This is a genomic window from Phormidium sp. CCY1219, assembly GCF_055795085.1.
The window spans coordinates 1-23,670 of record NZ_JAYFEQ010000697.1 but is presented as its reverse complement, the minus strand read 5'-3'; the positions used below and the strand labels follow the sequence as shown (position 1 = coordinate 23,670).

18 protein-coding genes are annotated in these 23,670 nt (G+C 47.9%); 10 read left to right on the top strand and 8 right to left on the bottom strand.

Translation table 11 applies throughout. The features are described 5' to 3' along the window. The first annotated feature begins 587 nt into the window (after positions 1-587). The 5 genes from AC0QH1_RS20495 to AC0QH1_RS20475 all read left to right on the top strand — a co-directional run bounded on the left by AC0QH1_RS20495 (position 588) and on the right by AC0QH1_RS20475 (position 7,709). Positions 588-1,577, top strand: coding sequence for a glycosyltransferase family 4 protein (locus tag AC0QH1_RS20495; RefSeq protein WP_324633164.1), 990 nt, complete (start codon positions 588-590; stop codon positions 1,575-1,577). 688 nt (positions 1,578-2,265) lie between these two features. Next, the gene (locus AC0QH1_RS20490) at positions 2,266-3,432 is read left to right on the top strand and encodes a glycosyltransferase family 4 protein (protein ID WP_324633163.1); all 1,167 of its coding nucleotides are present in this window, start codon (positions 2,266-2,268) and stop codon (positions 3,430-3,432) included. A gap of 111 nt (positions 3,433-3,543) precedes the next feature. Continuing rightward, positions 3,544-4,614, top strand: a complete 1,071-nt coding sequence (locus tag AC0QH1_RS20485; protein WP_324633162.1) for an NAD-dependent epimerase/dehydratase family protein — start codon at positions 3,544-3,546, stop codon at positions 4,612-4,614. Between the two features lie 182 nt (positions 4,615-4,796). Beyond that, positions 4,797-5,576 (top strand): WecB/TagA/CpsF family glycosyltransferase, encoded by a 780-nt coding sequence (locus AC0QH1_RS20480; protein ID WP_324633161.1) that lies wholly within the window; start codon positions 4,797-4,799, stop codon positions 5,574-5,576. Positions 5,577-5,717: 141 nt separating this feature from the next. Further along, complete coding sequence (locus AC0QH1_RS20475; RefSeq protein WP_324633159.1) at positions 5,718-7,709, top strand: DNA cytosine methyltransferase; 1,992 nt, start codon at positions 5,718-5,720, stop codon at positions 7,707-7,709. Positions 7,710-7,880: 171 nt separating this feature from the next. On the opposite strand, the gene AC0QH1_RS20470 is transcribed toward AC0QH1_RS20475, so the two are convergent. The 3 genes from AC0QH1_RS20470 to AC0QH1_RS20460 all read right to left on the bottom strand — a co-directional run bounded on the left by AC0QH1_RS20470 (position 7,881) and on the right by AC0QH1_RS20460 (position 13,193). Continuing rightward, positions 7,881-9,695, bottom strand: a complete 1,815-nt coding sequence (locus AC0QH1_RS20470) for an eCIS core domain-containing protein (protein WP_324633158.1) — start codon at positions 9,693-9,695, stop codon at positions 7,881-7,883. A 619-nt stretch (positions 9,696-10,314) separates the two neighbouring features. Beyond that, positions 10,315-11,709, bottom strand: coding sequence for a hypothetical protein (locus AC0QH1_RS20465; RefSeq protein WP_324633157.1), 1,395 nt, complete (start codon positions 11,707-11,709; stop codon positions 10,315-10,317). Between the two features lie 722 nt (positions 11,710-12,431). Then, positions 12,432-13,193, bottom strand: coding sequence for a DsbA family protein (locus AC0QH1_RS20460; protein ID WP_324633156.1), 762 nt, complete (start codon positions 13,191-13,193; stop codon positions 12,432-12,434). Positions 13,194-13,994: 801 nt separating this feature from the next. Between AC0QH1_RS20460 and urtA the strand changes: the two genes are divergently transcribed. Next, the gene (urtA, locus tag AC0QH1_RS20455; protein ID WP_324633155.1) at positions 13,995-16,553 is read left to right on the top strand and encodes an urea ABC transporter substrate-binding protein; all 2,559 of its coding nucleotides are present in this window, start codon (positions 13,995-13,997) and stop codon (positions 16,551-16,553) included. 98 nt (positions 16,554-16,651) lie between these two features. Then, positions 16,652-17,602 (top strand): WD40 repeat domain-containing protein, encoded by a 951-nt coding sequence (locus tag AC0QH1_RS20450; RefSeq protein ID WP_324633154.1) that lies wholly within the window; start codon positions 16,652-16,654, stop codon positions 17,600-17,602. Between the two features lie 275 nt (positions 17,603-17,877). On the opposite strand, the gene AC0QH1_RS20445 is transcribed toward AC0QH1_RS20450, so the two are convergent. The 5 genes from AC0QH1_RS20445 to AC0QH1_RS20425 form a co-directional block, all read right to left on the bottom strand. After that, entirely contained in the window at positions 17,878-18,333 is a 456-nt protein-coding gene (locus tag AC0QH1_RS20445; RefSeq protein WP_324633153.1) for a hypothetical protein, read from the bottom strand. A 241-nt stretch (positions 18,334-18,574) separates the two neighbouring features. Continuing rightward, the gene (locus tag AC0QH1_RS20440) at positions 18,575-19,093 is read right to left on the bottom strand and encodes a hypothetical protein (RefSeq protein ID WP_324633152.1); all 519 of its coding nucleotides are present in this window, start codon (positions 19,091-19,093) and stop codon (positions 18,575-18,577) included. A gap of 100 nt (positions 19,094-19,193) precedes the next feature. Further along, positions 19,194-19,640 carry a hypothetical protein gene (locus AC0QH1_RS20435; RefSeq protein ID WP_324633151.1) on the bottom strand — a complete coding sequence of 149 codons (447 nt, stop codon included), beginning with the start codon at positions 19,638-19,640 and terminating at the stop codon, positions 19,194-19,196. Positions 19,641-19,762: 122 nt separating this feature from the next. Beyond that, entirely contained in the window at positions 19,763-19,951 is a 189-nt protein-coding gene (locus AC0QH1_RS20430) for a CsbD family protein (RefSeq protein WP_324633150.1), read from the bottom strand. Between the two features lie 433 nt (positions 19,952-20,384). Beyond that, a complete protein-coding gene (locus tag AC0QH1_RS20425) occupies positions 20,385-20,597 on the bottom strand; it encodes a CsbD family protein (RefSeq protein ID WP_324633149.1) in 213 nt (70 codons plus the stop codon). Between the two features lie 322 nt (positions 20,598-20,919). On the opposite strand from AC0QH1_RS20425, the gene uvrB reads away from it, so the two are divergent. The 3 genes from uvrB to AC0QH1_RS20410 all read left to right on the top strand — a co-directional run. Then, positions 20,920-22,929, top strand: coding sequence for an excinuclease ABC subunit UvrB (gene uvrB / locus AC0QH1_RS20420; RefSeq protein ID WP_324633147.1), 2,010 nt, complete (start codon positions 20,920-20,922; stop codon positions 22,927-22,929). A 138-nt stretch (positions 22,930-23,067) separates the two neighbouring features. Next, positions 23,068-23,292 (top strand): hypothetical protein, encoded by a 225-nt coding sequence (locus AC0QH1_RS20415; RefSeq protein WP_324633146.1) that lies wholly within the window; start codon positions 23,068-23,070, stop codon positions 23,290-23,292. 79 nt (positions 23,293-23,371) lie between these two features. Beyond that, positions 23,372-23,670: Uma2 family endonuclease (locus AC0QH1_RS20410; RefSeq protein ID WP_324633145.1), on the top strand; the 299-nt coding region annotated here is incomplete at its 3' end.

Sequence of the window (23,670 nt, the reverse complement as noted above, 5' to 3'; positions counted from 1 at the left end):
TTTAGCCAATCCACAAGAAGTGAAGAAGATGCTTCAAGAGGTCACAATGAGGTTGAACTCCAATTACACTGCAACACAAAACTAGAAGCAGCTCATGGATATTTACGAAAAGGCTTGTTATTAGGGGATTGGGATTCTACCGCGCTGGTGTCGCCGTAATGGAGTCTAAATTTGAGTGCCAACATAGACGAAAATAATCTTACAGATTAAAAAAATCACAGCTTTTGTGAAAGATAGCAGGTCTCAAATTGATGTGGTACGCAACGGTTTCTGTCATTCCGGCGCAGGCAACGAATCCAGAAAAATTCTCTACTTCACCAATATGAGAATCGCTATAATAGAAGCCGGGACTTATTTTACTCAATGCAAGCAGCATGTCTGATTCTTCTTTGAACCTACTTTACACGATTACTGCCTATCCCCCCGCCATTGGCGGTGCTCAACTCCACACTCATAAAATTGTCTCGACATTAGCTAAAGAAAATCGGGTTAGAGTCCTCACTCAATGGACGGAGAATCGCACGGATTGGTTGCTGGGAACAACCCTTAGATCCCCCCAACAAATTAAAGAATATGAAATCGAGGGAGTGGATGTTAAACAAATCACCTTGACTCAGCAAGAACGAAACGCTTTGATTCCCTTTGTTTGGGGATATTATGCTTTCAAAAAAAAGTCCATTGATAAAATCTCTAACATTCTGGCTCCAAAAATAGAACGATATGCCCATAATCCCGATCTAATTCAAAACGTCAGGATGGGTCGAGAAGGCTTTAGTTATGCTTCATTTAAAGTGGCAAGAAAAATGAACGTTCCCTTCGTATTCGTCCCGCTACATCATCCGCGATGGGTGGGATTTAATTATCGGGAATACATCAATCTTTACCGTGAAGCAGATGGCGTAATTGCCCTAACAAACGTAGAAAAGCAAACGTTAATTCACCTGGGAGTAAAAGAAGAAAAAATATTTGTCACGGGAATCGGACCCCTGCTAGCAGAAAAAGCAGATGCCGCTCGCTTCCGGGAAAAATACTCAATCGGTGAAAATCCTGTCGTATTATTTTTGGGGCAGCAATATCAATACAAAGGAGTAGAATATCTCTTAAAATCTGCTGAAACAGTATGGCAAAAACATGCTGATGTCCGGTTTGTATTTATCGGCCCGCGCACCGATTTTTCTAAAAAACTGTTTGCCGAAGTCAAGGAACCAAGGATCCTGGAACTCGGAAGCGTCAGTTTAGAAGACAAAACCGATGCCATTGCCGCTAGCGATATTTTATGCGTTCCCTCAATGCAGGAAAGTTTTGGTGGGGTTTACACGGAAGGATGGATGATGAAAAAACCAGTCATTGGCGGAGATATTCCTGCCGTTCGAGAAGTCATCAATGAGGGTAGCAATGGTTTTTTAGTCACACAGGATGCCCCTCAAATTGCCGAAAAAATTATCGAGCTAATGGATAACCCTTCCCGACGCCATGAAATGGGTGAAGCAGGATATCATAAAGTGCTGGAAAAATACACTTGGGAAAAACTGGCGGAAAAAATGAAATTTGCTTATCATAAAGTCTTGAAATGCTAAACCATAAAGGGTGAGGGGGGAAAGAGCTATTCTCGATCGCCAACCCGGTTAAGCAGACAACTGGATACCCTGGCTCCCTGGTGAAGAGAAACACCCACCTGCCTATAATCTAGGGGAAGAATTTACCCGAGCAACAGGGCTGAGGGGTTGCCAAACACACCCAGACAACAGCAGACTGCAATGTCTGTAGTCACCGTAACCCATTAAGGGGGGTTAAGTTGCGTGGAAATCTGCCGTACTTTATAGAAAAAAAACGGGTTGCAAACAAGAGCTTTTAGGAGGTATGCAATGGGCTGGGAATTGCTCTAAATCTAGGAGATGGTGGGCATTGCCTACCCTACAAATCGGTGGGTTGGGTAAGTCCCGAGCGTTCACTGTTAATAATCCGGGAAAAAAAATACAAATTATGCTAGGCGAGCTTTATTTCAGGAAAGGCTCTTAGTCTATGCAAGATTAATACTTTGAAAAATTATTATGAGATAGATGATGAGGTGAATTACTAAATAGTGAGTTAAAAAAGTGTCAATTAAAAAAAATCTTCGGGGAAAAACCTGCCTAAATGGGGAGTAAAATTATGTGGAGAAACTTTTACTAGAGTGTTGGCAATGCTGTAAATTCAGGGGCTTAAAAAATACCTCAATATGTAGGGTATTTATTCCATTTTTAAAATTAACAGGAGATTGATAAAGTGAACATTCTCAGCATACATAATCGCTATCAGATTCGCGGTGGAGAAGACGAGTCCCGAGAAGCGGAAGAACGGCTTTTACGGGAAAACAACCATACAGTGGATGTTTACGAAGACCACAACGATCGCGTAGCGCAACTGGGAAATCTGCGCGTTGCCCTCCGGACCGTCTGGTCGATGGAAAGCTATCAAAGTGTCAGAGAACGACTCAAAAAAAATCCCTACGATCTGATTCACGTTCAAAATTTTTTCCCCCTGATTTCGCCCTCGGTCTACTATGCCGCTAAAGCGGAAGGCATTCCCGTGGTTCAAAGCTTGCGGAATTACCGTCTGTTGTGCGCGAATTCTTTCTTTTTCCGCGAGGGACGAGTCTGCGAAGACTGTATGGGTAAGGTAATTCCTTGGCCGGGAGTCGTTCACGCTTGCTATCGGGACAATAGTGCGGGTTCGGCGACGGTGGTGGCAATGCAGACGGTACACCGAGCCTTGCAGACTTGGACAAAAATGGTGGATGTTTACGTGACCCTCACCCATTTTGCCCGCAGTAAGTTTATCGAAGCGGGTTTACCCGCCGAGAAAATTGTGGTCAAACCCAACTTTGTCTCCGCCGATCCTGGAGTGGGTGAGGGAAAAGGCGGGTATGCTTTTTTTGTGGGTAGACTCTCCCCTGAAAAAGGATTGGAGACGATGCTAGCGGCCTGGGAACGTTTGGACAAGCGGATTCCCCTAAAAATTGTCGGAGATGGACCCTTAGCTGCCCTGGTAGAACAGGCAGTACAGAGACTGCCAAATGTGGAATGGTTGGGTCGCCGTCCTTTGTCGGAAGTTTACGATCTGATGGGGGAAGCCAAATTTATTATCTTTCCATCGGAATGGTACGAGACGTTTGGCCGGGTTGCGATAGAAGCGTTTGCCAAGGGAACGCCAGCGATCGCAGCAAATATCGGAGCGATCGCCGAATTGGTGGATCGGGGACGGACGGGTCTTTTCTTTCGTCCCGGGGATGCCAATGACCTAGTAAGGCAAGTGGAGTTCGCATTGGATCGTCCCCGTGAACTTGCCGAAATGCGCCGTGAAGCGAGGGCAGAATTCGAGGCGAAATACACTGCTGAACGCAATTATCAGCTATTGATGAAAATTTACACCCGCGCTAAAGATTTCCACTAACCGATGAAAATCTGTTGCGATCGCTTTACCTGCCTATAATCTAGGGGAAGAATTCACCCCAGCAATCGGGGGGACGGGTTGCCACGCAAAGCAAAACCACAGGAGAAAACAATGTCTGTAGTCATCGTCACCGGGTCGGGCGGACTCATTGGTTCGGAAGCTGCCCTGTTTTACGGCAAAGCTGGTTACAAGGTGGTGGGCATCGATAACGATATGCGCCAATACTTCTTCGGGCAAGACGCCTCTACCAATTGGAATCGGGAACGAGTCGGTAAAGAACTCGGCGATAAGTACGAACATTACGAAGCCGATATCCGCAATACCGAAAGCATTAACGAGATTTTTTCGAAATACAAATCGGATATCGTCACCATTGTCCATACGGCGGCGCAACCGTCCCACGACTGGGCGGCTAAGGAGCCATTTACGGATTTCACCATTAATGCCAATGGTACTCTGGTACTGCTGGAGGCGACGCGGCAGTTCTGTCCGGAAGCGGTATTCGCTCACTGTTCCACCAATAAGGTGTATGGCGATCGCCCCAACACTCTCCCCTTGGTCGAACTGGAAACTCGCTGGGAAATCAACCCCAACCATGCCTACCAAAACGGGATCCCGGAAGAGATGAGCATCGACCAAAGCATGCACTCCCTGTTTGGGGCCTCCAAAGCGGCGGGGGATCTCCTCGTCCAAGAATACGGGCGCTATTTCAACATCAAAAGTGCCGTGTTTCGGGGCGGCGTGCTCAGTGGGCCGCAGCACTCGGGTGCCCAATTGCACGGGTTCCCTTCGTACCTGATGAGATGCGCCATGACCGGCACCCCGTACACCGTTATCGGTTACAAGGGCAAGCAGGTCCGGGACGTGATCCACTGCACTGATGTGATCCGCGCGATCGATGCATTTGTCCAAAAACCCCGCATTGCTGAAGTGTACAACCTCGGCGGCGGTCGCGAGAGCAATACCTCGGTTCTCGAAGGGATCCACATGTGCGAGGAAATTACGGGTAAGAAAATGGAAACGAGCTACACCGAGACCAATCGCATGGGGGATCATATCTGGTACATCAGCGATTTAACTAAGTTCAAATCCCACTATCCGGAATGGAAACTAAGCTATCCTAGTGTCAGGGACATTTTCCAAGAAATCTACGACTTTAACAAAACTCGCTGGAGCGCTTGAACGGCTTTATTGTTTCACCGATCGCGTCTCCAACAGCTATCAAAATCCAGGGTGTTCTACTAATTTTTTCAAGTTTCCTCCTTAGCAATTAGCCAGGGTGCTAATTGCTAAGAATAGAATCCATAAAAATTCCTTACATAAATGAGGGGGTTGGGGTGATTAATGAAGGACAATACCCCGTTTTGGGTGTAAAAATATCGGCCATCGATTACGAACATGGTGTTGATGCGATTATTCGGGCGGCGAAGGAGCGATCGCCTCTGGCAATGACGGCGTTGGCGGTTCATGGGGTGATGACCGGGTTCTACGATCCGGTGCATCGTCGCCGCCTGAATGCCTTGGATATGGTGACGCCGGATGGTCAACCCGTGCGTTGGGCGCTCAACTGGATCCACGGGATTAAACTGCCCGATCGCGTCTATGGTCCGACCCTGACATTAAAAGTCTTGGAAGCAGCCGCAAAAGAAGGGCTACCCGTCTATTTTTACGGCAGCAAACCGGAGACTTTAGATCGCCTATTAGACAATTTGCACCGCAAGGAACCCGAGTTAAAAGTTGCCGGTGCGGAACCCTCTAAGTTTCGTCGGTTAACAGCGGATGAGAAAGAGGAAGTGATTAACCGGATTAAAAATAGTGGCGCGGCGATCGCCTTTGTTGGGTTAGGTTGTCCCCGTCAGGAAGTCTGGGTTTACGAATACCGAAATCATTTACCCATGCCATTGATGGCGGTGGGAGCAGCGTTTGACTTTCATGCCGGTACGGTATCCCAGGCACCCCCTTGGATGCAACAACGGGGACTGGAATGGTTTTACCGATTGACTCAGGAACCGGGTCGCTTGTGGAAGCGATATTTGTTGTTAAATCCGGTTTATCTGACCTTTGCCTTTTTAGAAACCCTGTCGATTTCCAAACGACCCGTTTTGATGCCCACGGGAACGGAACCCGAGGAGTCCTACGGGTAATTTGTCAGGAGAAGTAGGGTGGACAATGTCCACCCTACCGCATCATAAAAACCTAGAATAAAACAGAGTCCTCTTCAGAGGACTTTAGCTATTAGTCAGGGATTTTAATCCCTGGCGGGTATTTTGCATTCAATTTAACCCATGAAACAACTGTCTCTACCATTAGAACTGCCCGATACTGCAGGCGATGAAAGTTGGTTTAAACAGATGTTAACTGCATTGGCAATCAGTGGCGAACCGGGATGGTGCGATCGCTTTGGCAAATCTATCCGCCAATGGCTTATCAAAACCGGGCATACTCCTATCAAAACCCTCAGCTTATTTTCCGGGGGCGGGGGACTGGATATCGCCTTCCATGACTGTGGGTTTGATATGGTGCAGATGGTGGAGGTGGAAGGGAAATACATTCAAACGTTAACCCACAATTCTCAACCGGGAAAATGGTTGGAAAAGGCGCAACCCGTTTGCATTGATATCCGCGAATTTTATCCGAGTCCGGAACTGAAAGTCGATTTTATCGTGGGTGGGCCACCCTGTCAATCTTTTTCTGCTGCAGGGCGTAGGGCGGCGGGGGTGGCGGGAACCCATGATGCCAGAGGAACCCTATTTCAAGAGTACGTCCGGTTACTGAAAACCCTGCAACCGAAAGGCTTTTTATTTGAGAACGTTTCGGGAATTACTGGGGCGCAAAAGGGAGACGCTTGGCAAGAAATTCAGCAGGCATTTCAAGCGGCGGGTTATCAGCTTTTCTATCGCGTTTTGGATGCGGCAGACTATGGAGTACCGCAGCATCGAGAGCGGTTGTTTATTGTGGGATTAAAATCCGGAAACTATTTATTTCCCTATCCAACGCATGGTCTTGATTCTCCAGGAAAAGAACCGTTTTATACCGCTGGGGAAGCGGTGGCGGGTGCGGAGAATTTTGAGGCAAAATGGGAGCTTGGGGGACGGTACGGCTATTTATTAAAGGATATTCCGCCGGGGTTGAATTACAGTTTTTACACGGAACGGATGGGTCATCCGCAGCCGATTTTTAGTTGGCGAGCGAAGTTTTCGGATTTTCTTTATAAGGCGGATCCGGAACTGCCGGTGCGAACGATTAAAGCGAAAGGGGGACAATATACCGGCCCGTTTAGCTGGGAAAATCGGCGGTTTTCGGTGGCGGAATTAAAGCGGTTGCAAACGTTTCCGGATGAGTATGAGTTGGTGGGAACTGATGCGGTTTGTCGGGAACAAATTGGCAATTCGGTGCCGCCGCAATTGGGGCGGATGTTGGGGCTGAGTTTGTTGCATCAGGTGATGGGATATGAGTTGCCGTTTCCGATGCAGTATTTGCCGACAAATAAGCGGTTGGGATTTCGACGGCGCAAGCGCCAGTTGACGAAACGATACGAACAAAAGGCGAGGGAGGCGATCGCATTGCTTCCGAAAAAACCCCCCAAACCATTGACATTATCTCGGCATTGTGGTAAGGGAAAGAGGCGGCGATTTTTGTCGGTGGATTTTGGTTGGAGTGAAGCAGAAATCCTGGATAGCGTGCGGGTTGAGATTGAGTATGCGTTGACGCCGAAGTGTTGGCGGATTACAGCGGGAATTGGGGAGATTGGGGAGGGGGAAAATGACTATGCGATCGCCATTTTTCCCGCTGACAATCATCACTGTTGGGGATTGGGTACCGAGAAAGTCTGCTTGTCAGGGCAAGGATTGGACAAGCGAGTCTTTACGGCGTTGTGGAAAGGATTTGAGGAAAAACTAATTGAAATAACTGGTAAAGCGGATTTGGTTCAGCTTTCGGGTTATTATCAGTACGCGCCGAAAATTAGCGCCAAATTGTCTTTTCACCCGGGGTTGGAAGTGACGGATTTCTGGCGGGTGGTTGAATCGGTGGTGGCGGGAATCGGGGTGGCAAAACAATTGCCAGCAACAGAGATGGCGTGGTTATGGGGAGTTGAGGTGGCGGAGGTGTTCGATCGCCTTCAGGGTTTGCGTCGCATGGGGTATGAAGTCAGGAGTCACAACACGAATTCTCAAATCCCGAAGGGTGTGTTTTTAATTCCCTATCGGTTTCCGACCCTAACGCCGCGAAGCGTACAATTGCGGAAAGAGTTGGGGGAGTGTGGGTGGGCAGTTTGAGGGCGATCGCGAATTGCGGCGAATTAGACAATCCGATCGCACTGTCGCGATCGCCACTATCGCAGAAAGGGTCAAAGACATTATTGCGACGCCATACAGGAGTCGATTGCGCGGGATTGCGAACTCTATCATCAGATGCTTTTAACTTGTTGCAATCTTTTCGTTCGATGTTTAATGTGTCGGCTTCTTTTTTGGGAAACCTCCTCGTTGAAGCACAGCTAATATTTTTGGACCCTCAGTCATGTTTTTCAAAACTTTACTCAGCTCATTGCCTTTCTCTTCATTCCAATTGCTATACTCATAAGCTACCTCATATAGCTTCTTGTACAGTTCATAATATTTGTCAATGTCATTTTCTGGAATAGCAGGTTTTTGTTTATTCGGATCTTTGCTGTTCTTATATGCCTCCCACGCTTGCTTCTGCTCATAAAGGTAATGATCCAATGGTAAGGTAGTGTCAGTGGGTAGCTCCTTTATTAAATCTTGAGCTTTTTTTCTAACTGTTTCCAATCTTGCTACATAATTTTTGTCGCTTGCTTCAGTATTTTCATTCATCATTTTTTCGTTACATCTGGCAATTATTTTTTCCAAAAATTCTTTGGCTTTAAATTTTTTGGTGTCACCTGAAACTTCTATAAAGCTCCATTTACGCTTTTCTTCAGGTACGGTTTTAGTCTTTTCGTCGTAGTCGGGTTCAGCCTGGTCGTATAGCGCTCCCTCTTTCACTACTAATCCCACTCCTACATGGAATTGCACTTCTACTGGAATGAAATCAGCAAGATGCGTACATAGGAAAGGGCGATTATTTTTGTCCTTTTCCCACCCGGGTGGTTTGATTCCGAAGACTAATTTTGCATCTCTATAACCGGATTTTTTTTGTTGGCCTTTTTCAAAAGTTGATTCAACTTTAATGATTCTGTCTATCATTTTCCAGTCCTCCATTGTATTAATGATTTTTAGATATCCCTCTGACAATTTTTCAAAAGTTGAATAAACAATAGAACTCCGCAAAACATCTTTGATGTCTTTGATTACATTGGTAATATCTGTCTTATTCTCGCAGCTAATTTTTGTCTGGGCTTTGAGGAATATTCGCTCGTCTGCTTTCACGTCTGCAAATACTAATTTGCCGCCAGTATCTCTTGCCATATTATTCAGTATGCCGTTGACTGTATCCTTCCACTCGCGACAAAGCTTGGTGAATTGCGTTATGGTTTCATTCAATATTTCTTTATTTCTGGTGCTTGTTGTAGGTTCATTTCGTTGAATCTTGGGTTCAGTTTTTTGCTGAACTGTGGAGCCACCTTGCTGCACTACATGGGTTAATTCGTGGGCGAGTAATTCCTTTCCTCCTTGGCTTTCGGGTTGGTATTCTCCCTGGCGGAAGAAAATATCTTGACCGGTGGTAAAGGCTTTGGCTTGAATGGATTGGTTGAGCCGATCGCTTTGAGAATTGGCATGAATTCTGACGCTGCTAAAATCTGCGCCAAAGGCTCGTTCCATCGGTTGGCGAATGGTGGGGGAAATCGGTTGTCCGCTACCGCGCGCTTGTTGGATAGAAGATTCCACATCCCGGGGGGCTTCTGTTTCCCGGCGCTGTAGCGTTGATTTGGGCAAAATTGAGATTTTGGGCTGAATGGATTCGCCCACAGAGGTTTGTTCGGGTTGCGGGGCGCGCAGGGAAGGCGAATTCATTTGACTGACCACTTTGCGCGCTACGGTATCTGCTTCTCGCTCGTATTTATCCCCGGGTGCGCCGATGGTGAGTTTCGGTTGGATGGGGTTGGGTGGGGTAATCTCGATTCGAGACAGGCGATCGCTGCTGGGAATTTCTTCAGGAGTCTGGTTTGGCTCTGGGTTTTTTGGCTCGGATTTTGCCTGCACTTCCGGTGTGGGTGCTGGCGCAAAGGGACGAGAAGCAAATTGGTTTTTGCCTTCACCGCTGTGGTGCGAATTATTTTTGCGAGAAATAAATTTTTTACTCATCGTTCCATTCCTCAATCTGCCAATACGCTTACTTTTCTACTCAACACAGGTTGCGTTCGATGCTCGCTGAGTGGCAAGTTCGATGGCGTTTCCGAGTGGTTTGAGGTGCGTTTTTCCTGCGTTATTAACACCGGATTTGCCGCCCATAGCGACTAGGAACTGAGACCTTTGCACTTGCTTATCCCGAGCAGATGCCTCACCCAGTCGCACGAGAAAAGGCTATCTCGATATCTGTGTTTGGAGCTTTTGCTTCCAGGTTAAGCAGGCTGCCCTAATCTGTCAATGCATAAAAGTTGATAAAAGTTGATAAGTTGAGGGAAGAATTTTGTCAAGATTTGTTAACCTTTCGACCGAAAGTTGATAAAAACTCATAAAAGTTGATATCTTTTGGCCAAGCTATTGACAAAATACACTTGTTGTGGTTATGAAACTGTTAGTTTATCATTTGTTAACAATATGCAATAACCGAGCTTCGAGAAGGGGTGAGGAGGGATGGGGATGAAGCTAGCAGAGTGGGACTGATGGAGCGGAGCGATCGCCCCAGGGGTTTCCCAGGGGTCTCGCTTTCTGGGGCGGTTTTGGATTGTTTCGGATTGAGGGATTCGAGTTGGGAGGGGTTTTAAGCCAAATTTCCCGACTCCGCCGGAAGGTTTTCTTCCAAAGCGTTTGAATTCGACCCATTTTCCATGAGTGCGATTTTTTCTTGCAGTCGTTTTTTAACAAAGGAAAAAATTCGATATTCTTCTTCGTCACTATCCGACGGATTATTGCAGGAGGGTTTATCGAGTTTTACCACAGTGTATTCCACATTATCGGCATAAATCGCGAAGGTAATTCGCACGACTTCCAAGAAGTAAATGAACCATCGACATTCCGATTGAGTTCTTTCTTCATAGTAGCGAATTAAGCTAGCCAAACAGGCTTCGAGATGGGGATAACTTTTTTCGCAAATCAGAACGATTTTTAGCAGCACGATCGCCAAGGTTAAGGGATTGCCATTGTTGAGCAACAGCACAAATAAGAGGGACGGCTCTTGCTGATTTTCGGTGGTCAGGTATTCGATGACTTTTTGGCAAGTATTTTGCTTCAGGGGCTCGGTGAGGGTTTCCGATTCGGATTCGGTATTTAGGTCGTTGAGCTTGGCAGATAATTGGGTGTTGAGGGTTTTGACAAAGCCTTGGTGTTCTACGGAAAATATCAAATATTTTTTTAACGCTTGTTTGAAGGCTTTGTAGCTTACCCCTTCGGTTTGATTGACGAAAATATTCGCAAAGTTAATATAGCTAAAAGCGCCGCGTTTTGTGACCACAGTTTTGATGAGACGCAGCACGTCTTCGCCTAGCTGGGTGGGGTTTTCCGTGGGAGTGGCATCGGTGCGATCGCCGCCGCCCGATTTAGAACGGGCGGTGTACATGGCGAGGTCAAACTTAAAGCGCTCTTTAATTTGCTGGGAAAGCGCTCTAGCGGCTTCTTGCTGTTCTTTAGACTTGCCAAAAATGTATTGATGGGTGAGCAAATAAGAAGAATAGCGATGACTCCACGGTCCGTCATCATCTCTGGAAGTAAACAGCTTGAGTTCCTTGTAGTCTTGGCTCTGAGAAAAGTTTTTCACCCAAGCGCGAATGCGCTCCAAGCTCATGGAAGTGGTTTCGTAATCGAGGGTTTTGTCTTCAAAAACTTGAATCAGGTTTTGAATTGCCCCATAATTTCGCGCTGACTGCCAGTTGTTGACCAAAATGTAGCAACAGCGATTAAGTAATTTATGGAATTTTTCCTCGTCATTTTCATAAATTACGCGAAACAAGGCATTGAGAGCTTCTGAATTACTTTCTTCATCATTGATAAAATACAAAAACAAGTTTTTGAACTTTTCTACAACGATTTGCGAAGAATCATTTCTAACTAAATCTAAGAAATAATTGTAAATGACTTGTTCGTATTCGGTGGTTTGATTGAATTCAGGTTCGGCAATTCTAGGGGAAGAATCTACATAGGTGGGTTTTTGATAAGTCATGGTTGTCTCATCCGCTCCGATATCTATTGAGGTTAACTCTGGGTGAATCTTGCTAGAGAACGAGTCTAAAATTCTCTGGAAAACTAATTTTTAGCGTAAAAGGAGACTCTCGCGAGTCTGCTTGTAGATGCAGTTTGTAATTTTTTTACAAGTGATGGATTTTCCTGGGGACTTTCCTTTGCCCTTGGGAAGTTGGTGGTTGGACGCGAAACGTCAGACAGTGGAAGGCTGTCTTCTTTATACCAGATAATTTCCGGATCGTTCCACACTCCGAATCGGTGCGCGATCGCCCCTGTTGCTCCTGTTGCTCTAGCATCCAACACCGACGGCGATCGGAGTTGGCGTTTGGCGATGACTTAAGAAACTCCAGAGAAGCTTTTATCTTTAATTATAGAAAAAATTGAAGCCTACCAACAGGTCTTGCCAAGGCGATGAGGATCGATTAGGCTCGTGTTTTCAGCCAAAGGCTGGAGTGGATATAAAAAAAGTCGGGGTCGAGCCTGGATGACTTACTGCAAGGATAACGCGAATTCTGTGGCACTAACTTCTTTCAAAAGTTATATTTTCAGGGAGTTTATCCAGTTAATTAAATCGAGCTTTTGATATAAAAAAGCCACCTTTGTTGCCGGAAGGCATCGCCGAGATTGGCCGAGATTGACCAGAAAGCGGAGGCTTAGGGGGGAGGAACGCATTCCCAGCATGGGCTGGGAATTAGTTCGCTTTTAGCTGGCGGGGCGCTTGACTTCAGAAAGAACTCTCTCCATTTGCGAGAGATCCACTGCACCGGAGAAGACTTGCCCGTTCATAATAAAGAAGGGGGTGCCGGAAATCCCGAGACGGCGAGCGAGTTCCAAATCTTCTTGAATGGCGGTTTCGGCGGCGGGACTGGTGCGATCGCGGTTAAACTGTTCCAGGTCTAAATTCAAGTCTTCAGCGATCGCCAGATACAACGCTTCCCCAAGCTTATCTTGCTGCTGGAAGAGGGCGTCGTAATAGTCCCAGAATTGCCCTTGTTGCTGAGCGGCCCATGCGGCTTTAGCGGCGGGTAATGCTTCCGGATGAATCTGAGTCAGGGGCAAATGCTTGTACGCCAACGTCACCTCATCCTGATGTTTTTGCATAAATTGTTTTACCGTGTCGTGCGCCCGGGCACAAAACGGACATTGAAAGTCGGAGAATTCTAGCAGAACGATTTGCTTATCCGCAGCACCCTTGGTAGGAGAATCCCCGATCGCCGTGGATGGATTTTCTACCATTTGGGTTAAAAAATTCTGCTGGGCTTGGGCCATTTCCTCTTGTCTTTGCTGCTGGTACGCCTGTACCGACTCCACGATCGCTTGTGGGTTCTCCCGGATAATTTGCAACACTTGTTCTTCCAGTTGGGGATTGGCCACCGTTCCCTCGGTATTGGTACAGCCGACCAATCCGAGACCAAACAGGATAACGCTAACAAAAGCTATAAAAACTAAACGAAATCGGGGCATGGATAACCTCTTGAATTTACACAATTGGCAGTTACGACATCCGAGGGGCGGTTTGATGAAGCGATCGCGAACGGTGCAATCTGCCAAATAAAGAATTTTTTCGCTTCATCCTTGCATTTCTCGATGTTGTGCGGATTTACGATAACAAACAATCGAGAAACCATGAGTGACCGCATGATTCGGCTTTGGATCTGTTCCTGGACTCGAACCCAGTTTATCTGTCCATTCGCTCAATTTATTTTAGCAGCACTGGGCTAGCACAGATGCGAAGATTCTCGTTCGGAGGGTTTATCCTGCAAGCAGAGGTTTGATTGCAGGATAGACCCTCCCCGCTGGGGGACGCCGGAAGAAGTGGGGGATTGACTCTTGTTTCTGTTGGTTCGATTCCACTGCATTATCGCCAATTTGAAATCCTCAATTCACCCTAACTTTTTAGCCGATTATTTTTTCTAAAAAAACATCCATTTTCAGGCGGTATTATTTATTTGGGTCATTTAACTGGTAATTCTGGATTTGGATAATGTTTGGGTTTAGTCAATTCCCAATTAATTTATCTAAACTGATGGATTTTTGCAGATACATGAAACAATCGTCCGACCATGCATTGCAATATTTGCCTTTATTTCATATGAAATTTATTGGAATTTTGTAGGTTATGAATTGTCAAAATTTTATCGAGGAAACCGACTCAAACAAGAGAATATGCTAAGAGTTGTGGCAGAATTGGGATAGAAAGGATCTGGAACAGAGGTAACAGCGTTAGCAGATCGGGACTAAGTGCTTGCGGAAAAATTAACTCAAATGAACAGTTTCCCAACTTTTACCCAAACCTTGATGAGTCGCAGGATTGCGAGAGCAGGAGAGTCCGTGGAGAAAGGGAATGCGCCCCTGAAAGTCGGGGTGCTGCATTCCCTGACCGGCACCATGTCCATCAGCGAGGTATCGGTCAAAGATGCCACCTTGCTAGCTATCGAGGAAATCAATGCAGCCGGTGGGGTATTAGGGCGTCCGCTGGAAGCGGCGATCGAGGATGGGGCGAGCGATTTACAAATTTTTGCCCAGAAGGCGAAAAAACTACTTTTAGAAGATAAGGTAGAAGTGATTTTTGGCTGCTGGACCAGTGCCTCGCGCAAGGCGGTGCTACCGATACTGGAGGAATTGAATGGATTGCTCTTTTACCCCCTGCAGTATGAAGGACTCGAACAGTCGCCGAATATTTTTTATTTGGGAGCAGCGCCCAATCAACAGATTATTCCGGCAGTAGAGTATTTGCTTTCCCAAGGGAAGCGAAATATTTATTTACTCGGTTCGGATTATATTTTTCCGCGTACTGCGAATCAGATTATCAAGGCGCAATTAGTAGCGCAGGGGGGGGAATTAGCGGGGGAGGAATACATTCCCCTGGGGTCGAGAAAAGTCAGCGCGGCGATCGCCCATATCGAAGCCGTGCAACCGGATGCCATCCTCAATACCCTCAACGGCGACAGCAATATCGCCTTTTTCCAAGAATTTCGCGAAGCCGGTTTTACCCCAGAAAAATTGCCCGTGATGTCCGCGAGCGTTGCCGAGGAAGAAATCGCCACCATCGGGTCAGAGAACGTGGCCGGTCATTGGGTGGTGTGGAACTATTTCCAAACCGTGGATACGCCGCAAAACCATCAATTTGTCAGCGCCTATAAAGCGAAATACGGCGAAAATCGGGTAACAGATGACCCCATAGAAGCGGGCTATATGGCGGTTTATTTGTGGAAAGAAGCAGTAGAAAAAGCTGGTTGTACGGATATAAAAAAAGTGAAAGCGGCGGCGAAAAGACTGGAGTTTTTCGCACCGGAAGGAGTGGTAAAAGTCGATGGGAAAACCCAACATTTGTGGAAAACCGTGCGAATCGGCCAGGTTCAATCCGATGGGGCGATCGCCGAAATTTGGAATTCTGGCGAACCGATTGCACCGGATCCGTTTCTGAAAAACTATCCCTGGGCGGCGGGATTGTCTCCCCAGGGGTTCCGCCGGGGAATCCGCACCTCATTAATCTCCCTGTTTAGCCTGTTGGTGGCAATCTCCTGGATAGCGGTGGGGGTGGGATGGTTCAGCGCGATCGCCGTGCAACAGAATATGAGGGCGTTAGTGGAGACCCTGGGCGAAACCCCTCTGCCCCGGGAGCAAATCCTCCAGTGGAGTGAAACGGCGATCGCGGTGGCGACGCGCACTCAATCTTGGTCGATCGCCCTGTTGCTGCTAAGTCTGTTGTCGGTCCCGATCGCCTGGGTGGGCATTACCCGCATCGCCCGGGCATTGGATGGACTCACCCACACCGCCCAATTGCTTGCCAGTGGGGATTTAACTGCGCGATCGCCCCTTACTTCCGCCGATGAAATTGGCGTCTTGTCTTCCACCCTCAACACGATGGGGCAGCAAGTCAGTTGCTTGCTCAAAGGATTGGACGTGCGAAGAGAACAACTCGAACAACGCTCTCGCGAATTAGAAGCGGCGGTGTCTGCGGCGGAAGCGGCAAACCGCGCCAAAAGTACCTTTCTCGCCAACATGAGTCACGAACTTCGCACCCCCCTGAATGCCATTATCGGCTATAGCGAACTGCTGCAAGAAGAGGCAGAAGATCTCCTCGAAAACGAAGCCTTTACCGACGACCTGCAAAATATCAATCGCGCCGGAAAGCACCTCCTCTCCCTGATTGGCGATATTCTCGATATTTCTAAAATTGAAGCGGGCCGCATGGACCTGTGCCTGGAACCCTTTGACGTTCCCACATTAGTTGAAGATGTGGTCAAAACCATCGAACCGCTGGTGGAAAAAAATGACAATCATTTAATTGTGAAATGTCCGCCGGATATTGGTACGATGGAAGCAGATCTGACGAAGGTAAGGCAGGCACTCTTAAACTTGCTCAGTAATGCGGCTAAGTTTAGCGATCGCGGTCAAGTCACTTTAGAAGTCACCCGCTACTCACCTTCGCCTCCCAATTCTGTCGGGACTATTTTTTCTGATGTGAAAGCCAACTTGCCTCTGTGTATGGAAAATTGTTTGGAATGTAACGATAATCAAGTGCTGTGCTACCTTGGGCTTTCCAATTCACCCTTGGATTGGATTGTATTTCGCGTCACCGATACCGGAATTGGCATGAGTTTTGAACAAATTGACAAACTGTTTGCGGCATTCGTGCAGGCCGATACTTCCACCACGCGCAAGTATGGCGGCACCGGTTTGGGGTTGGCCATCAGTCAGAAATTTTGTCAAATGATGGGCGGCGAAATTACCGTGGAAAGTGAACTGGGGCGCGGTTCGACCTTTACAATTCGCCTGCCGATGACGGTACGGGAAGAAAAACAAACGCCGAATCTGTAATTATGTAAAATTTCGGCTTTCAGGGATGCATTCTGATGACGCTCTGGTGCTGAAGCGTAGCACCTGAAAATCAAGCAATCGCGAAGGATAAAAAAGTGATGGGGAATCCAAAGAAATGGGAGTGCGTCCAAACCCTGAAAGGACATTCAGACCGGATTGCTACGGTGGCGATCGCCCCGGATGGTAGCCGTCTGGCCAGTGGCAGTTGGGACGAAACGATTGCCCTGTGGAATCTCTCTTCTGGAGAAAAAATTACCAGCTTTTGCGGACATCAAGGGTCGGTTTTGTCCGTGGGATTTACGCCGGATGGTCGGCAATTAATGAGTGGCAGTGCTGATAAGAAACTTTGTTTATGGGATGTGGCGAAGGGCAAGAAAATTCGCCAGTTTGGACGGTGGTTTTCCGGTCATTCTCTCTCGATTTTGGCGATCGCGATGAGTGCGGATGGCGGTTTTTTTGCCAGTTGTAGCGGCGATGGTACGGTTAAGTTATGGGATATTTCCACGGGGAAAAATATCCGCACCTTTGAGCCAAATTCCTCGGAGGTGGGGGAGGTGCAATCGGTGGCGATCGCCCCAAATGGCACGATTTTAGCCGGCGGTCGGGTGGATGGCACGATTCAGTTGTGGAATATTCGCCTCGGGCGGGAAATCAGCACCCTCACCGGCCATTCCGGCGGGGTGAATTCGGTGAGGTTTAGTCCCGATGGTTCTCGGTTGGCCAGTGGCAGTTGGGATAGTACGATAAAACTGTGGGATGTGGCGCACAATCGGGAAATTTGTACGTTTTCCGGTCACTCGGAGGCGGTGAATGCGGTGGCGTTTAGTCCCGATGGGCGGACGATCGCCAGTGGGAGTTCGGATAACAGGGTGAAACTCTGGAATCTGGCCACCGGTGAGGAAATCATCGCCCTCCTCGGTCATTCCGATGCGGTTCGATCTGTGGCGATCGCACCGGATAACCGTCGAATTGTCTCCGGAAGTTGGGACCATACGATTAAAATTTGGCAGGATGCTTCCCCATGCATCCCCGTTTCACTCGATGGCTAATTACCACAAAATTTGACCTTTGTCAAGCCTTTTCCGGAAATTTTGTGGAAATCCTCTGCAAACGGTAGGCGGTTTTTTATCATAAACCAGGCCATTTGTCAATCCTTTAAAACAATGCGTAAATTGCACTAAGGGCCGAACTGTCCCCTGCTTGTCCCCCGGGCGGGGAAGCTTAACGGGTTGCCGGGTTGAAATCTGAAAGGGCGCTTCGTTCGGTCGTTCCCAGGCAAAGCCCAGGAACGAGATAACAAGAACCAAGCCGGAAAACACTAAATTTAATCCAGGTACCCCATCAACTTTTCGCTATCATCAATCTGATTAGAAGCGATCGGGCGGTTGCCCATCAAGGTGTCATAAATTACGAGATTGCTAGTGGAGATGGGACGGGTTCCCGATACGCTGAGGCTATTGACCAAGGTAATGGTACTCGATCCGATCGGGCGCACTCCAGAAGCAGAGAGGGTATCGGTGACTTCAAAATCGCTGACCCCTACCGGGCGATTACCAGATAAGTGAATCGTTTCGGAGAATTTGAGGGGGCTGGTGCCGATCGGACGGTTATTTGGGAGGCGATGGGTGCTATGGAGCTGAATCTCTCCTTTTTTTTGTGGCTTTTTGTCTTGAATAGAGGAATCAGTCACTTTGGTCTCCTGGTTGCTCTGAGAATTTGGGTCGGTTTCACTGCGATCGGTTGCAGTTTCGTTTTCGTTAATCGTGGCATTATCGCTCATAAATCTTTCCCAATTTGCGTTCGAGCGAAGGAAAATGCGGGCACGTTCCTCGCTGCTTTAGGTCGCGCGATGGTTAAAAGGGTTTTGACTTACGTATTATTATAAAGGGACATGGATCGCTGAGCGCATATCCCCCCGGATTGCTTGATGTAAATTTTTGTGAATAAGCCGGTGGTGGGCTGATGATTGCGATCGAAAAAAATCGGGGCGATCGCCCCGATTTTTCTATGCTAGAGAACGCTTACCGACGAGAGCTAAGCCACTTCGCCGCTGCGATTCCGAGAATGCCGGCCACTACAGGATTACTCAAGAACTTGACAATCCAGGGTTTATCCGCTAGTACATCGCGGAAAATATCCGGGTGAGAGTGATAGGCGAAGGATGCCAATTTCGCCACATCGTCGGCGTTCATTTTGCTGGCGTGATGTGTGGAAAGCACCAGTCGGCTTTCTAAATCGCGATCGCTGAGTCCTATGTGCTTAAAATGCTTGAGAAATTCTCGCGCTACGTCATCTCGTTCGTTGGGTTTAATCTGTTCGATCGCCTTTCTCAGTTCCGGTTCCATCTGCGCCGGTGGAATGCGATCGTGCTGTAGGGAATCGCTGAATAACCGATGACGCTCTTCGCGGGTGGAACGGTTGGCAAAATCGTCAAACGATTGGTATTTCGCCTCTACCGGTTGCTCTTCTGGCAGTTTCTCCACACTCCCGCGCGAGAGATCCTGCATGATTTCTCGTTTATATTCTTCACTTGTAGCCATTTTATTTTTTCTCCGTTTTATTGCTGCTCTATCGGAGGCGATTCGGTCAATTCCGGGCTGTTTAAACCCTTGCTTTTTTTAACCTTTTGCCTCAAGCAATTTAGGCTGCTTTATAATTGATTCGATTGGACTGCACGTCATATTCGGCAGTCATAATGAGTTGTTTGTCCGGCGCGTACATCAACACTTTTAAGTCGCGATCGGGAAAATTTTTATGAAACCCTTGGGCTAAAGAACGGGCTAAATCTTTCACTTCGTTGGGACGCACTTGCGGCGTAATAACTACTCCCAATTTGTTGTTATCCCGCACGTAGGCATCTTGCACTAAACCTTTCGCCGTGGTCACTACCCAATTGCCAAAACTTTGACCGGATTGGGTATTTCCCCGCTCCAATTGCGAGTAACTGCGGGTATTCGTCAGGGTGGGGGTGATGGCATTCGGCTTTTGCGCCTGGGGCGTTCCACCACCGCAAGCAGTCAGCACCGCGATCGCGCCCACTAATAGGAATGCCGTTAGCGCTTTCCGAATTCGCTGGAATCCAGGCATTATTATTTTCTCCAAATTGCTAATGAATCGAACCACCAGATTTCCTCTTCGCTCTGGCGAGACAATCGAGAAGGTCTGGGTCAACCTTCCGGTTCCCAGACCCTCTCAAATCAAATGATTAATTAGGCGCGATCGATATGCTCTTTTGCCTTATCTTTGATATCTTCTTTCGCATGTTGAGCTTGAGCTTCGGTCTGCTTCATTTTTCCTTCTGATTTTTGTTGGGGATCGCCCGTAACGTCGCCCATCATTTCTTTGGTTTTACCTTCAATATTTTTAGCAGTGGCATTAACTCTTTCTTCGGTACCCATAAATTTTTTCTCCTTTTGTTTTGCTATGGTTTCTTTAACCTTCTCCTACCTTAACGAGTTTTTACCGGGGATCGCATCTACCGGAAGAGTGATTAAAGAGTTGGTCATTGGTCATTGGTCATTAGTCATTTGTGGTTGGTCATTGGTCATTTGTTTTGGTAGGGTTGCCAGACGAATGATACTCGATAATTGATGGCTCATCACCAATCACCTATTCCCAATGACTTATGTCCAATTATTTATACGCAATGACTTATGTCTAATGACGTATCAATAATAGTGAAGGAGAAACGATTCACCGCCAACAACCAATGACCAATGACCAGTGACCAGTGACCAATGACCAATGACCAATAACCAATAACCAATGACCAATGACCAATGAAAACAGAGAGGAACCCCGGCAGTTCCCCTCTGTATTGCTTAGAAGCCGTTAGACTTCTTTGTATTCTTTTTCTTTAATCTTTTCTTTCTTGTCTTCCATTTCTTCTTTCAAGTTTTCTGCCGCATGTTCCGTGGCAGCTTCAGCTTGTTTGGCTTTACCTTCTATCTTTTGTTCCGGATCGCCAGTCACTTCCGCCATCATTTCTTCGGCTTTTCCTTCCAGATTCTTAGCGGTTGCGCGAAATTTATTCTCAACACTCATGTGATATCCTCCAGTGTTGTGACTGCGTGCTTTTAAAATTTGGGTAAACTTTAAAATAGCGTTATTTTTATAGTAGCGCGGGATCGAGCTACATGCCTCTATCTAAAGGTATATTCATGCGCCAGAGGCGTCTACATTTTTATATAGGGGGTTGAAGTGGGTAAAGCCTAGGCAATTGTACCGCATCGAGTCGCCGAGTGTAGGTGGAAGTGGGGATTGAGCGGAGGATAATTCATCGTTTCCAGAGTGGACAGAGGCGGTGAATTCTTGCCGCTGAAAGTTCGCTCTAAAATAGAGAAGAGAATCCACCGCAGATCTGACAATGGTGCAATTTAGTCTGGAAGCTCCGTTTAAACCCAGTGGCGATCAACCGCAAGCGATCGCCCAACTTGTCGCCGGTACTCGGGAAGGGAAACAGTATCAAACCCTTCTCGGGGCCACGGGAACCGGCAAAACCTACACGATCGCCGCGACGATCGAGAAACTGGGCCGACCCACCCTAGTGCTCGCCCATAACAAAACCCTCGCCGCGCAACTGTGTAACGAATTGCGGCAATTTTTTCCCAATAACGCAGTCGAATACTTTATTAGTTATTACGACTACTACCAACCGGAAGCCTACATCGCCGTCACCGACACCTACATCGAAAAAAGCGCCTCGATTAACGATGAAATCGATATGTTGCGCCATTCGGCGACGCGATCGCTATTTGAACGGCGCGATGCGATCGTGGTTGCCTCAATTAGTTGCATTTACGGATTGGGGATGCCGGCAGAATATCTCAACGCCGCGATTCCCTTGCAAGTGGGTGCGGAAATCGACCAACGTCAGCTCTTGCGAGACCTGGCCTCGATTCAGTACAATCGCAACGACACCAACCTGACCCGGGGCAACTTCCGGGTGAAAGGGGATGTGGTGGAAATCGGGCCGGCTTATGAAGATCGGATTATCCGCGTGGAGTTTTTCGGCGATGAAATCGAAGCGATCCGCTACGTGGATCCGGTCAGCGGGGGCACCCTGCAGAGTGCAGATACCCTGAGCATTTATCCCGCCCGTCACTTCGTCACCCCAGGCGATCGCTTAGAATCTGCCTGTGAAGCGATCGAACTCGAACTCGAAGCGCGTCTGGAAGAATTGGAAAAAGCCGGCAAATTAGTAGAAGCGCAACGGTTGGAACAGCGCACCCGCTACGACTTGGAATTGCTGCGCGAAGTCGGTTACTGCAATGGGGTGGAAAACTATTCCCGCCACCTCGCCGGACGCCAAGCGGGAGAACCGCCGGAATGTTTGATCGATTATTTTCCCCCCGATTGGCTGCTGGTGGTGGATGAATCTCACGTAACCGTCCCGCAAATTCGCGGCATGTATAACGGCGACCAGTCCCGCAAGCGAGTGCTGATCGAACATGGATTTCGCCTTCCTTCCGCCGCAGATAACCGTCCCCTGAAAGCCGAAGAATTTTGGGCGAAAGTGAATCAATGTATGTTCGTCTCTGCAACCCCGGGAGACTGGGAAATCGAGCAATCCGGGGGAGAAATTGTGGAACAAATCGTGCGACCCACCGGGGTGCTGGATCCGGAAATCTTCGTGCGACCCACCGAGGGACAAGTGGACGATTTGTTAGGGGAAATCAAACAGCGGGTGGCGCGCCAAGAACGAGTGCTGGTCACGACCCTGACCAAGCGGATGGCGGAGGATCTGACCGAGTATTTGCAAGAACGAGAGATTCGCGTGCGTTACCTGCATTCGGATATTAATTCGATCGAGCGGATCGAGATTCTTCAGGATTTGCGCGAGGGACAGTTTGATGTGTTGATTGGGGTGAATTTGTTGCGCGAAGGATTGGATTTGCCAGAGGTGTCTCTGGTGGCAATTCTGGATGCGGATAAGGAAGGATTTTTGCGAACCGAGCGATCGCTGGTGCAAACTATCGGTCGCGCCGCCCGTCACATTTGCGGTCAGGCGATTATGTATGCGGATAATCTGACCGAAAGCATGGCAAAAGCGATCGCCGAAACCGAACGTCGTCGCGCCATTCAACTGGAATACAACGAAAAACACGGCATCACCCCGACGGCGATCGTGAAAAAATCAAGCAATGCAATTTTGGCATTTTTGGATGTGTCTCGCCGCTTGAATGCAGTGGTGGAAGGGGCGGCGCTGGATAAATTCGCGATCGCGGAGGATTTACCTTTGGAGGAAATTCCGCAGTTAATCGCTCAGTTAGAAGCGCAGATGAAAGATGCGGCGAAGAAGCTGGAATTTGAAGAAGCCGCCCAGTTGCGCGATCGCATCAAACAACTGCGCGATAAAATGGTCGGTCGGGGCTAAATTATCCGGTTGGGCATCAGTAGTCCGGTGGGCATGCCTACCACTCAAGCTGAACCCTAGCTCACTTGAAGATTAAACCTCTGAGCCAGCGGATTTTTTAGACCGCCGACTTAGCAATCGAAACGGAGAACAAAACCGATGAATAAATCAACAGAACGCGAGCAACTGAACGAAACGCTCACCGCGATCGCCTCCAAACATGGTTTGAAAGTAGTGGCTGAAGAATTGCGCGATTATGCCGTTCGCAGTCGCAATCAAATTGGACTGCCCGAAGCCCTAGAAACCTGCTGGGAAAACACGGCGCGAAACCTCGAAAACATCATCGAGGACTGGGAAAAAGCGGAAGAAGAAACCAAACCGTAATCTCAAGAGGGCTATGTGCCCTCTTCCACCCGATCGGTGGCTAGAATCGGGTAAAAAATGAGGCAAGGAGAAAACCGCGATGAATGCTATTGAGTTAACTATTCCCCATCTAACCCCCGAAGGATTTGAGAAACTCTGTCAAGCCAATCGGGACTTAAAACTGGAACGAAATGCGTCTGGAGAAGTGATAATTATGCCACCGACAACCCCCTGGACGGGACATCAAAATTTTGGATTGCTCGGTCAGTTATGGGCGTGGATTGAAACAACCGGATTGGGAAAAGGGTTTGACTCCTCCACGGGTTTTACGTTACCCAATGGTGCGGTGCGATCGCCCGATGTCAGTTGGGTAAGTAACGAGCGCTGGGAGGGGTTAAA